The sequence below is a fragment of the Pseudomonas sp. R62 genome, from assembly GCF_000257605.1.
Lineage (GTDB): Bacteria > Pseudomonadota > Gammaproteobacteria > Pseudomonadales > Pseudomonadaceae > Aquipseudomonas > Aquipseudomonas atacamensis.
The window spans coordinates 825,562-837,544 of the sequence record NZ_JH635999.1 but is presented as its reverse complement, the minus strand read 5'-3'; the positions used below and the strand labels follow the sequence as shown (position 1 = coordinate 837,544).

Below are 11,983 nucleotides of genomic sequence, written 5' to 3'. Positions count from 1 at the left end.
GGGCGGTGAAGGCTGCGACCAGCGGCACAATGGTCAGCCGTCCATGGCCAAGGGCGGCACTGACACGCAAGCGGCCCTTGGGTACGCCTTGATCGGTAATGGCCCCTTCGACCTCGTCCATGTCGGCGAGAATTCGCCGGGCACCGCGCAGGAAGGCCTCGCCCTCGGCGGTAAACGTCAGCGCGCGGGTAGTGCGCAGCAGCAAGCGGGTGCCAAGTCGTTGTTCAGCGCGGGCGATGATCCGACTGACCGCCGAAGGCGTCAGCCCCAACGCACGCGCAGCCGCTGAGAGGCTGCCCTCCTGCGCCACGGTGACGAACACGCTCATTTCCCCTGACCTGCCGTTGAAGTCCATTCGTGCCTCTTACGCAAAGGTGATTGCCAAAATCGCCATCTACCGCCTGAAAACGATGGATCGTAGCATTGGCGGCATAGATGAGGAGACTTTCCATGCGTATCAATCCACCACTTGTTGCACTCGCTGTCGGCGCCTTTGGCATCGGCGTCACCGAGTTCGCGCCGATGGGCATGTTGCCCGGCATCGCCGCCGATCTCGGCGTTTCCATTCCCGCTGCGGGGTTGCTGGTCAGTGCCTACGCCTTGGGCGTGCTGCTCGGCGCGCCGCTGATGACCCTGACCACTGGCAAGATCCCGCGGCGCTATCTGCTGATCGGGCTGATGGCGATTTTCACCCTGGGTAACCTGATGTCGGCGCTGGCTACCGACTACTACAGCCTGATGGTCGCCAGGGTGATCACCTCGCTCAATCACGGCGCATTCTTTGGGGTCGGCTCTGTGGTCGCCGCCAGTGTGGTCGCGCCGGAAAAACGTGCCGGCGCCGTGGCGGCGATGTTCATGGGCCTGACGTTGGCGACTATCGGCGGCGTGCCGCTGGCGGCGTGGTTTGGTGAGCTGTTCGGCTGGCGCACGGCGTTCTGGGGCATTACCGGTCTCGGCGTGCTGACCATGATCGCCTTGTGGTTCGCCCTGCCCAATCTGAAAGCAGAGCAAGGCGCGGGTGCACTGGCGGAAATACGAGTATTGGGCCGCGGTCCGGTGTTGGCCGCACTGGCCCTGACCGTGGTCGGCTCGAGTGCGATGTTCACCGTGTTCACCTACATCGCGCCGATTCTCAGCAGCGAAACCCACGCCTCAGCCGCGTTCATCACCGCCATGCTGGTGTTGTTCGGAATCGGTTTGACCCTGGGCAACATGTGGGGTGGCAAGGCTGCCGACCGTTCGATCGACCGCACCCTGATCGTGTCGCTGAGCGCATTGATTGTGGTGTTGCTCGCATTCACTGTGCTGATGCGCTGGCCGCTGCCGGCCGCGGTGGCCATTCTGATCTGGGGTATCGCCAGCTTCGCTCTGGTGCCGCCGCTGCAGATGCGCGTGATGGAAGCCGCCAAGGACGCGCCGAATCTGGCTTCGGCGGTGAACATCGGTGCGTTCAATTTTGGCAACGCGATCGGCGCGGCGCTGGGTGGCGCGGTGATCAATGCCGGGCTGGGTTATCCGGCGATTTCCCTGGCCGGCGCGGCGATGGCTGGTCTGGGCCTGCTGATGGTGCTGACGTTCGCCTGGCGCTCCAGAGCCAGTGCCGCTGCGCTGGCGTAAGTCTTCGCAGCGCTACGCCCCGCCCTGCTGATATTCGCGGGGCGTGCAGCCGAACTCGCGACGGAACACCGTGTGCAGATATTGCGCAGACTTGAAGCCGCAGGCTTGGGCAATGTCGGCAATCGCCGCATCGGTGTTCTTCAAACCGCTGGTAGCCGCCGCCAGTTTGAAACGCAGAATCTCGTCATGCACGCTGCAACCGCGCTCAGCGCGGAAATGCGCTTCCAGCGACGAGCGCGACACCCCGACATAGGCCGCCACTTGCGCGGTCTTGATGCCCTGACAAGCATATTGGCGGATGAACAGCAGCGCTTGCATGACGTAGGGATTGCCCAGCGGTTGATGCAGGCTCGACACCTGCACGTTGACCGCGTCCGGCGGAATCAGAATCTGCGTACCGGTGGACGGCATGCCGTGGAGCATCTGGTGCAGCAATTGCGCAGCGGTGCGGCCCATGGTTTCGGTGCCCTGAATCACTGAACTCAGCGGTACGCGAGTCAGGCTGCGGGTCAGCGGGTCGTTATCGATGCCGATCAGCGCGACCTGCTCCGGCACGGCAATGCCGGCGGTCAGGCAGGCTTGCAGCAACTGCCGGGCGCGGGCGTCGCTGACGGCGATGATGCCGATCGGTTTGGGCAGGCTGTGCAGCCAGGCGATCAGCTGTTCGACGGCGCTGTCCCACAGCGGCGCGCTGGTGCCCATGCCGCGATAGATCTCGGCGTGGAGGCCGTCTCGTTGCATCAGTTTGCGAAAGGCTTTTTCCCGCTCCTGCGCCCAGCGATTGGCCTGCGCTTCCGGCAGGCTGAAACAGGCAAAGCGCTGCAATCCCGCCTCGACCAGATGCGAATAAGCCAGAGTGATCAGTGCGTTGTTATCAGTGGCAACGTAGGGAATCGCTTTCGGATAAGCGCGTGCATCCTCGTAGGAACCGCCCACCGCCACCACCGGCAAATGAATGTCGGCCAGCGCCTCGCCGATCAGCGGATCGTCGAAATCGGCAATGATCCCGTCACCCTGCCAGCGCTCGATGCCTTTCAAGCGGCAGAGAAAGTCCTCTTCCAGAAACAGGTCCCAGGAAGCGCGGGTGCTGCTCAGGTAGTTGCCGATACCGCTGATGATTCCACGGTCGTAGATCTTGCTGCCGTTGAACAACAGGGCGATGCGGTGCACGGGCGGTAGGCTCTTCATTGTTTTTAGACTGTTCCGGGTCGCTTCGTCGCGGCGACGATGGACACAGACTAGGCGTTCGAGCGTATAAGCTCAATACGCAAAATCGCACTCGCAGTTGAGGCTTTTCATAATCAGCGGGCACGGGGCCGTTGCTAGTATCGAGACACCGCCAAGAACAACAAGGACAAGGTCCATGCAGTATTTCCCCAATATCGAGCCGGTTCGCTACGAAGGCCCGAACAGTGATTCGCCCCTCGCTTTCCGCCACTACGACGCCGACAAACTGATCCTCGGCAAACCCATGCGCGAACACCTGCGCATGGCCGCCTGCTACTGGCACACCTTCGTCTGGCCGGGCTCCGATGTGTTCGGTGCCGGCACCTTCAAACGCCCGTGGCAACGCAGTGGCGAACCGATGGAACTGGCTATCGGCAAGGCTCAAGCCGCATTCGAGTTCTTCAGCAAACTGGGCATCGATTACTACTGCTTTCACGACACGGACGTCGCCCCCGAAGGCAACTCGCTGAAGGAGTACCGCGAACACTTCGCGCAAATGATCGACCGCCTCGAACAGCATCAGGAACAAAGCGGCATCAAGCTGCTCTGGGGCACCGCCAACTGCTTCAGCAATCCGCGTTTCGCCGCCGGTGCCGCGAGCAATCCCGATCCGGAAGTGTTCGCCTGCGCCGCCGCGCAAGTGTTCAGCGCGATGAACGCCACCCATCGGCTCAAGGGTTCCAACTACGTGCTGTGGGGCGGTCGTGAAGGCTACGAAACCCTGCTCAACACCGATCTGAAAAGCGAGCGCGAACAACTCGGGCGCTTCATGCGCATGGTGGTCGAGCACAAGCACAAGATCGGTTTCACCGGCGACCTGCTGATCGAGCCCAAGCCGCAGGAGCCGACCAAGCACCAATACGATTACGACAGCGCCACGGTGTTCGGCTTCCTCCAGCAGTACGGCCTGGAGAAGGAAATCAAGGTCAACATCGAGGCCAACCACGCGACCCTGGCCGGCCACAGCTTTCATCACGAAATCGCCACGGCTGCCTCGCTGGGGATCTTCGGCAGCATCGACGCCAACCGTGGCGATCCGCAGAACGGCTGGGACACCGACCAGTTCCCCAACAGCGTCGAAGAAATGACCCTGGCGACCTATGAAATCCTCAAGGCCGGCGGTTTCAAGAATGGCGGCTTCAATTTCGACTCCAAGGTGCGCCGGCAGAGCCTCGACGAGATCGACCTGTTCCACGGCCACGTTGGCGCCATGGACGTTCTTGCCTTGTCGCTGGAACGCGCCGCCGCGATGGTCGAGAACGATCAATTGCAAACCCTCAAGGACCAACGCTACGCCGGCTGGCGTCAGCCGTTCGGGCAAGCGGTGATGGCAGGAGACTTCAATCTTGAGTCACTGGCAGAGCACGCGTTTACCAACGAGTTGAACCCGCAAGCCGTCAGCGGCCGCCAGGAAATGCTCGAAAACATCGTCAACCGTTACCTGTATCGCTGATCGCCAAGGGAAGCTGCCGACGCAAAAACGCTGTGACAATTGCACGACAATTCTGTGCCTGCTGCGTCGGCAGATTCTCTACAGTTCTACCAGCCCGATTCATCGTCAGGCCGTGTCTTTCCAACAAAAATAAAAGGACGCACCACCATGAAGAACTTGAAACGTACGCTGTTGGCCAGTGCCCTGGCGTTGTTGGCCCTGCCGGTAATGGCCGACGCCACCCACCCGAAAATCGGTTTCTCCATTGACGATCTGCGTCTGGAACGCTGGTCGCGCGACCGCGATTACTTCGTCGCGGCGGCGGAAAAAATGGACGCCAAAGTCTTCGTGCAATCGGCGGACGCCAACGAGCAGAAGCAGATTTCGCAGATCGAAAACCTCATCTCTCGCGGCGTCGATGTGATCGTCATCGTGCCTTTCAACGCGACAGTGCTGACCAACGCCGTGGCCGAGGCGAAGAAAGCCGGGATCAAAGTGGTGTCTTACGACCGGCTGATTCTCAACGCCGATGTCGACGCCTATATCTCCTTCGATAACGAAAAGGTCGGCGAAATGCAGGCCGGCGGCGTGCTGAAAGCGGCGCCCAAGGGCAATTACTTCTTGCTGGGTGGCGCGCCCACCGACAACAACGCCAAGATCCTCCGTGAAGGCCAGATGAAGGTGCTGCAACCGGCCATTGACAAGGGCGATATCAAGATCGTCGGCCAGCAGTGGGTCAAGGAATGGAACCCGACCGAAGCGCTGAGCATCGTTGAAAACGCCCTGACCCGTAACAACAACAAAATCGACGGCATCGTCGCCTCCAACGACGCTACCGCTGGCGGCGCCATCCAGGCATTGGCCGCGCAGCAACTGGCCGGCAAGGTGCCGATTTCCGGTCAGGACGCCGACCTCGCAGCCGTCAAACGCGTGATCGCCGGCACGCAAACCATGACCGTGTACAAACCGCTGAAACTCATCGCCTCCGAAGCGGCCAAGCTCTCGGTGCAACTGGCACGCAACGAGAAACCGGCCTACACCTCGCAGTACGACAACGGCAGCAAAAAGGTCGACACCATCCTGCTTACGCCAACGCCGTTGACCAAGGACAACATCGACTTGCTCGAACAGGATGGCTTCTACACCAAGGCGCAGATTGCCGGGCAGTGATCCGGTCGTAAATCTTGATCAGACCTGTGGGAGCGAGCCTGCTCGCGAAAGCGGAGTGTCAGTCAGTAAAGCTCTGGCTGAAAAGGCCCCTTCGCGAGCAGGCTCGCTCCCACACAGGTTCAGTGGTGTTTGAGTTCCTGGTATACGAGCCTTTTCCATGTCCGACTATCTGCTGCAAATGAACGGCATCGTCAAAACCTTCGGCGGTGTCAAAGCGCTCAACGGCATCGACATCAAGGTCCGGCCCGGTGAATGCGTGGGCCTGTGCGGCGAGAATGGCGCCGGCAAGTCGACGCTGATGAAGATCCTTTCGGCGGTCTATCCCCATGGCACCTGGGACGGTGAAATCCTCTGGGACGGGCAACCGCTCCGGGCGCAATCGATCAGCGAAACCGAAGCCGCCGGCATCGTCATCATCCATCAGGAACTGACCCTGGTGCCGGACTTGTCGGTGGCGGAAAACATCTTCATGGGCCATGAGCTGACGCTGCCCGGCGGGCGCATGAACTACCCGGCGATGATCCACCGCGCCGAAGCCTTGATGCGTGAATTGAAGGTGCCGGACATGAACGTGTCGCTGCCGGTTTCGCAGTACGGCGGCGGTTATCAGCAACTGGTGGAAATCGCCAAGGCCCTGAACAAACAGGCGCGTCTGCTGATTCTCGACGAACCCTCCTCGGCCCTGAGCCGCTCGGAAATCGAAGTGCTGCTGGACATCATCCGCGACCTCAAAGCCAAGGGCGTCGCCTGCGTCTACATCTCGCACAAGCTCGATGAAGTCGCCGCCGTATGCGACACCATTTCGGTGATCCGCGACGGCAAACACATCGCTACCACCGCCATGGCCGACATGGACATTCCACAGATCATCACGCAGATGGTCGGCCGCGAAATGAGCAACCTCTACCCCAGCGAGCCGCACGAGATTGGCGAGGTGATTTTCGAAGCGCGCCACATCACTTGCTACGACGTCGACAACCCCAAGCGCAAACGGGTCGACGACATTTCCTTCAGCCTCAAGCGCGGCGAGATTCTCGGCATTGCCGGGCTGGTCGGGGCCGGCCGCACCGAACTGGTCACCGCACTGTTCGGCGCCTACCCCGGACGCCACGAGGGCGAAGTCTGGCTGGACGGCCGACCGATCGACACGCGCACGCCGCTGAAAGCGATCCGCGCCGGCCTGTGCCTGGTGCCCGAAGATCGCAAGCGCCAGGGCATCATTCCGGATCTCGGTGTCGGTCAGAACATCACCCTCGCCGTGCTCGAGAGCTATTCGAAAATGACCCGCATCGATGCCGAAGCCGAACTGGGCTGCATCGACCGGGAAATCTCCCGTCTGCATCTGAAGACCGCAAGTCCATCCCTGCCGATCACCAGCCTGTCGGGCGGTAACCAGCAGAAAGCCGTGCTGGCGAAAATGCTGCTGGCCAAACCGCGCGTACTGATTCTCGATGAGCCGACCCGAGGCGTGGATGTCGGCGCCAAGTACGAGATCTACAAGTTGATGGGCGCGCTGGCCGCCGAGGGCGTGTCGATCATCATGGTTTCATCGGAACTGGCCGAAGTGCTCGGCGTCTCCGACCGCGTATTGGTGATCGGCGAAGGCCAGTTGCGCGGCGACTTCGTCAACCATGAGCTGACCCAGGAACAGGTACTCGCCGCCGCCCTCAGTCAGCCCGGCAGCCATAACAATAATGATTGGAAAACCGCGTAAATGAATCAGGTCAAACAACTGTTCACCCGCTACAAGATGCTCGCGCTGGTATTTGCCGTGGTGCTGATCTGGCTGTTCTTCAGCTGGCAGACCGAGGGCGGCTTCCTCACCCCGCGCAACCTTTCCAACCTGCTGCGGCAGATGTCGATCACCGGCATCCTCGCCTGCGGCATGGTGCTGGTGATCATCAGCGGCGAGATCGATTTGTCGGTGGGCTCATTGCTCGGCCTGCTCGGCGGCCTCGCGGCGATACTCGACGTGGTCTATCACATTCCGCTGCTGGCGAATCTGAGTCTGGTCGCCCTGTGCGGCCTGATGATCGGCCTCGCCAACGGCTACATGGCGGCGTACTTGCGCATACCGTCATTTATCGTCGGGCTGGGCGGCATGTTGGCGTTTCGCGGCATTTTGCTGGGGATCACCGGCGGCACCACCATCGCCCCGGTATCGCCGGAGCTGGTCTACGTCGGCCAGGGATATCTGCCCCACGCGATCGGCACTGGCCTGGGTGTGCTGCTGTTTGTGCTGACGGTGTTCCTGACCTGGAAACAACGACGCAATCGCGCCCTGCATGGCCTGGCGGCGCATTCGCTGGTGCGTGATGTTGTGCGCGTGCTGGTGATCGGCGCGGTGCTGGCCGGTTTCGTCCAGACCCTCAACAGCTATGACGGCATTCCCGTGCCGGTGCTGCTGTTGCTGATTCTGCTCGGCGTGTTCAGCTACGTCACCAGCCAGACCGTGTTCGGCCGCCGGGTCTATTCGGTCGGCAGCAACATGGAAGCGACCCGCCTGTCCGGCATCAATGTGCAAGCGGTCAAGCTGTGGATCTTCGGCATCATGGGCGTGATGTGCGCACTCGCCGGCGTGGTCAACACCGCACGCCTCGCGGCCGGCTCACCGTCCGCCGGCAGCATGGGCGAACTCGACGCCATCGCCGCCTGCTTCATCGGCGGCACCTCCATGCGCGGCGGCTCCGGCACCGTCTACGGCGCCCTCCTCGGCGCGCTGGTGATCACCAGCCTCGATAACGGCATGTCCATGCTCGACGTGGATAGCTACTGGCAGATGATCGTCAAGGGCAGCATTCTGGTGTTGGCGGTCTGGGTGGATGTGAGTACGCGCACGGCGCGGCGTTGATCGCGGCAAACCTGGAGGGATCTGCTTCAAAAGGGAGCAAGAACGCAAGCCGCTGCTACGCTACGTAACACAATATTATGGAATACCAGATACCAAAAAACGCTGTTTCAAACGCTTGGTCCGCTCTGGCTCAATGGCTTCGAGGGCCTTGCACAGCTTGGCCCGTATCTTGCTCCTCCAGTGCATATCGCGCTCAAGGTTTATGGCCATGCCTGCATCCTCCGCACAATTCGGCGACGCTCACACCCGCTCTTCAAGCGCGGCGTGTGCGTTGCCGTGCGCAGCCATGGCGCGTTATCTCCGTCGATTTCGCTCTTCGTCCTCCATCGTGCTGCCGCAGCTGCCATCCTGCGTGAGCGCGAAGCAAAACGGTTTCTGGCAGATAGTCAGGTAATACCTCCCCACGAGAGTCTCTCTCGATCTCTCGCAGTTTCCGCCTTGGCGGATCGCTGCGCACCGTCATTACCGAGTTTCCTGGTGAGTCCCTCCGGCTCGCCCGGCGCTCTGCATCCGGAACAAACCTGATGAACCAAGACACCGCCTTGCTTGTGATCGATATGCAAAAGGAAGATGGCTTCCCGATCGAACGCTTCGATCAACTGGTCGATAACGCCGCATCCCTGATCGATCGCGCTCGCCAGTTGCACATCCCGATTTTCTACACCCGCCATGTCAACGACGCTCCGGGCCGCGATCTGGCGCTGGGCGAACCGGTAGACGACCAAGGCAGGCCAACGACTTACCGCGCCGGCACATCTGCGATCGAGATCATTGACGCCCTGGCGCCTCGAGACGCTGACGTCGTCATCGATAAACGCCGCTACAGCGCCTTCCACGGCACCCGTTTGGCTCAGATGCTCAACCGCCGAGGCATCAAGCACCTGGTGGTCATCGGCGTGCTGACGGATGTGTGTGTCATGAGCAGTCTGTTCGACGCCTATCAGCACGACTTCCAGATCAGCCTTGTCGCTGACGCCTGTAGTGCGACTACAGAGGGAGCGCATTACTCGGCACTGTTCATCCTTTCCAACTGGCTGTACGGGCTGGAGCTCTTCACCACCGAGCAATTGTCGAGACGCTGGAACAACGAGCCGGCAACATCGCTTCGAACCGCAGAACCCGATCACCTCGCCTTCCAGCCAGATGAATTCCCACAAGTCGTAGCGCGCTTTCAACGCCGCCTCGTCGACGCCTGCTGAACGGAGAACAGACATGAAAGTTGAAAAACGCAGCATCGACTTTATCCCTGAGAGCGAGCGTCACGGTCGGCCACGTTCCCTGTTCTTCGTCTGGTTTGGTGCCAACGCCAACATCACCACGGTAGCGGCTGGAGTGTTGCCCATCAGCCTGGGACTCAATCTTTTCTGGAGTGCGCTATCGATTCTTATCGGTTCACTGATTGGTGCAATCTTCATGGCTTCGCACTCCGCGCAGGGGCCGAGACTGGGTATTCCGCAGATGATCCAGAGCCGGGCACAATTCGGGGTTTTCGGCGCTATCGTCCCGCTGCTGTTCGTCATGCTTATCTACTTGGGCTTTTTCGTCAGCAACACGCTGTTGGCTGCTCAGGCGGTGAGCGACCTGAGCCCGTTGAGCACCGCTGGCAACATCGCTCTGCTGGGCGCGGCATGCTTCCTGGTCGCGCTGTTCGGCTACCAACTGATTCATCGCGTGCAGAAGCTGCTTTCGCTGATTTCGATTGCCGTGTTCGGCATCGCCACCCTGCTCGCCCTCGCGCTGCCGATAGAGGCCGGCCAATGGACCGCGCAGGGTTTCAATCTGGTCAGCTTCCTCGCCTCCGTCAGCATCGCGGTCACTTGGCAACTGTCCTACGCACCTTACGTGGCGGACTACTCTCGGTATTTGCCGAGCGACACATCCACCCGCCAAGTGTTCTGGTACAGCTATGCCGGTACCGTGATCGGCGGAAGCTGGATGATGCTGTTAGGCGCCGTGCTGGCCAAGGGCATGCTGGGGTTCTCCGATAACGTCGGGCTGCATCTGATAGGCCTGCTCGGAGGAGGCACGCTGCTGATGGTGGCATTCGTGCTTTACGGCCAGATCGCCATCAACGTGTTCAACCTGTATGGCGCTTTCATGTCGACGGTCACGATGATCGAGCCTTTCTCTGCGCTGAAAATCACCCCGTCTGTACGTGCGGGATTTCTGCTGATCATCTGCACGACCGCTACCGGTTTATGCACTCTGGCGCAGGACGACTTTCTGCAGTTCTTCCTGAATTTCATCTTTTTCATGAGCTACTTTCTGATCCCCTGGACGGCGATCAATCTTGTCGATTACTACGCGCTGCGCAAAGGCGTTTACCGGATTACCGACATCTTCGATCCGGCAGGTATCTACGGTCGGGTGAACTGGACAGCAATCGCAATATTCATGTGCACTATTGCTCTGGAAATTCCGTTCATGAACACCTCGATGTACGTCGGGCCTGTTGCCACCAGCCTGCAAGGCGTCGACCTGGCGTGGGCCGTTGGCTTGCTGTGCCCTGCGTGCGCTTATTACGCCCTCATGCGCCGGCGCGGTTCGCTGTTGATCGAGGCATCGCGAGTTTGATGTTCGCAGGCTGAGAGCGTTTATGCTCGTTTATCGAAACAGGATTGAGGCCCGTATTCACGGGCCTCTTACTTCCTGTGCAAGTTTGTGTAACATCCGGGAAACTGGACGATTCGATTAATACGTAAGTCAAAACAATTACTGGCAGTGATTTATCGTCAGGGACATGATCAACGGCCCAACCCAACTCTCCGCAGTTGTACAAGCGCAGCGGTAATCGTTGAGCCTTGCTGAATTTCATCAGCCGCCTCGTTTGCGAGCTGAAGCGAACATCAGCGTTTCGCTGATGGCTTGAACTGACGATCAATGTCCAACATCTTCGCGGCATACAAGGCCAGGCGCTGACTGATCACCCGCTCCTGCTCGTTTTTGAGACATTTCTCACAAAGCCCGGCATGTCCGGCACTTGCCTTGTGACGCTCCGCTTGCGGCGAGGTTTTGTACAGCTTATTGCACTTTGTACAAGTGTGGCGCAGCTCGTCGTTTTCCATGGAGGACTTGGCGATATGAGAATCCCGCGCCGCCAACCTGGGGCCTATCTGCCCGGCTCACCTTCAGCAGCGGGCACTTGAAATTCAAACACCACTCATTGCCGGGTAATCCCCATACCGTTCACGGCCCTGACGGAACCACGTACTCAGTTCACTCGCCACTGTTTTGCGGCTTTCTGGTCAATTCCCCGGCAAATCAGAGATTTCTGCCTAGACTTGAACATGTCTCGGCACTTGAACGCGTTCAGCGCGTCGAGCGGTCATCAAAATAAAAACAAGAGGAATCACCCAGATGCTCAGATCTCTGTTCAGCGCACTTGCCTGCGCTTTGGCGGTAAGCAGCATGAACCCGGCCATGGCGGCAGACCCGGTTATCATCAAGTTCTCGCATGTGGTCGCTGACCAGACGCCCAAGGGGCAAGGTGCGTTGCTGTTCAAGAAACTGGTCGAGGAACGTTTGCCGGGCAAAGTCAAAGTCGAGGTGTATCCCAATTCCTCGCTCTTTGGTGACGGCAAGGAAATGGAAGCACTGTTGCTCGGCGATGTGCAGATGATTGCGCCGTCGCTGGCCAAGTTCGAGCAGTACACCAAGACCGTCCAACTGTTCGACCTGCCCTTCCT

The 11,983-nt window shown here is 60.0% G+C and carries 10 protein-coding genes and 1 pseudogene; 8 read left to right on the top strand and 3 right to left on the bottom strand.

Features of this window, described 5'->3' with window-relative positions:
* Positions 1-355: LysR family transcriptional regulator (locus OQK_RS22155; protein ID WP_038861554.1), on the bottom strand; the 355-nt coding region annotated here is incomplete at its 3' end.
* A 95-nt stretch (positions 356-450) separates the two neighbouring features.
* Between OQK_RS22155 and OQK_RS22150 the strand changes: the two genes are divergently transcribed.
* A complete protein-coding gene (locus OQK_RS22150) occupies positions 451-1,617 on the top strand; it encodes an MFS transporter (RefSeq protein WP_016774330.1) in 1,167 nt (388 codons plus the stop codon).
* Positions 1,618-1,629: 12 nt separating this feature from the next.
* Here the strand turns inward: OQK_RS22150 and OQK_RS22145 are convergent, their stop codons facing one another.
* A complete protein-coding gene (locus OQK_RS22145; RefSeq protein ID WP_016774329.1) occupies positions 1,630-2,805 on the bottom strand; it encodes a XylR family transcriptional regulator in 1,176 nt (391 codons plus the stop codon).
* A 175-nt stretch (positions 2,806-2,980) separates the two neighbouring features.
* On the opposite strand from OQK_RS22145, the gene xylA reads away from it, so the two are divergent.
* The 6 genes from xylA to OQK_RS22115 all read left to right on the top strand — a co-directional run bounded on the left by xylA (position 2,981) and on the right by OQK_RS22115 (position 10,871).
* Positions 2,981-4,297 carry a xylose isomerase gene (gene xylA, locus OQK_RS22140; RefSeq protein WP_016774328.1) on the top strand — a complete coding sequence of 439 codons (1,317 nt, stop codon included), beginning with the start codon at positions 2,981-2,983 and terminating at the stop codon, positions 4,295-4,297.
* A 147-nt stretch (positions 4,298-4,444) separates the two neighbouring features.
* Positions 4,445-5,446 (top strand): D-xylose ABC transporter substrate-binding protein, encoded by a 1,002-nt coding sequence (xylF, locus tag OQK_RS22135; protein ID WP_016774327.1) that lies wholly within the window; start codon positions 4,445-4,447, stop codon positions 5,444-5,446.
* Positions 5,447-5,603: 157 nt separating this feature from the next.
* The gene (gene xylG, locus OQK_RS22130; protein ID WP_016774326.1) at positions 5,604-7,160 is read left to right on the top strand and encodes a D-xylose ABC transporter ATP-binding protein; all 1,557 of its coding nucleotides are present in this window, start codon (positions 5,604-5,606) and stop codon (positions 7,158-7,160) included.
* Positions 7,161-8,297: a sugar ABC transporter permease gene (locus tag OQK_RS22125; protein ID WP_016774325.1), complete on the top strand. Its 1,137-nt coding sequence runs from the start codon at positions 7,161-7,163 to the stop codon at positions 8,295-8,297.
* 524 nt (positions 8,298-8,821) lie between these two features.
* Entirely contained in the window at positions 8,822-9,496 is a 675-nt protein-coding gene (locus tag OQK_RS22120; RefSeq protein ID WP_016774323.1) for a cysteine hydrolase family protein, read from the top strand.
* 13 nt (positions 9,497-9,509) lie between these two features.
* A complete protein-coding gene (locus tag OQK_RS22115) occupies positions 9,510-10,871 on the top strand; it encodes a purine-cytosine permease family protein (RefSeq protein ID WP_016774322.1) in 1,362 nt (453 codons plus the stop codon).
* A gap of 272 nt (positions 10,872-11,143) precedes the next feature.
* On the opposite strand, the gene OQK_RS22110 is transcribed toward OQK_RS22115, so the two are convergent.
* Positions 11,144-11,362 (bottom strand): hypothetical protein, encoded by a 219-nt coding sequence (locus OQK_RS22110; protein WP_016774321.1) that lies wholly within the window; start codon positions 11,360-11,362, stop codon positions 11,144-11,146.
* Positions 11,363-11,705: 343 nt separating this feature from the next.
* Here OQK_RS22110 and OQK_RS22105 point away from each other — a divergent pair.
* Positions 11,706-11,983 (top strand): annotated as a pseudogene (locus OQK_RS22105) (C4-dicarboxylate ABC transporter); the annotation flags it as partial.

Bases quoted from the DNA above. Each gene is read 5' to 3' on its own strand.
- OQK_RS22145 (WP_016774329.1), bottom strand. From the start codon at position 2,805: ATGAAGAGCCTACCGCCCGTGCACCGCATCGCCCTGTTGTTCAACGGC.
- OQK_RS22120 (WP_016774323.1), top strand. From the start codon at position 8,822: ATGAACCAAGACACCGCCTTGCTTGTGATCGATATGCAAAAGGAAGAT.
- OQK_RS22115 (WP_016774322.1), top strand. From the start codon at position 9,510: ATGAAAGTTGAAAAACGCAGCATCGACTTTATCCCTGAGAGCGAGCGT.
- xylF (WP_016774327.1), top strand. From the start codon at position 4,445: ATGAAGAACTTGAAACGTACGCTGTTGGCCAGTGCCCTGGCGTTGTTG.
- OQK_RS22125 (WP_016774325.1), top strand. From the start codon at position 7,161: ATGAATCAGGTCAAACAACTGTTCACCCGCTACAAGATGCTCGCGCTG.
- OQK_RS22110 (WP_016774321.1), bottom strand. From the start codon at position 11,362: ATGGAAAACGACGAGCTGCGCCACACTTGTACAAAGTGCAATAAGCTG.
- xylG (WP_016774326.1), top strand. From the start codon at position 5,604: ATGTCCGACTATCTGCTGCAAATGAACGGCATCGTCAAAACCTTCGGC.
- OQK_RS22150 (WP_016774330.1), top strand. From the start codon at position 451: ATGCGTATCAATCCACCACTTGTTGCACTCGCTGTCGGCGCCTTTGGC.
- xylA (WP_016774328.1), top strand. From the start codon at position 2,981: ATGCAGTATTTCCCCAATATCGAGCCGGTTCGCTACGAAGGCCCGAAC.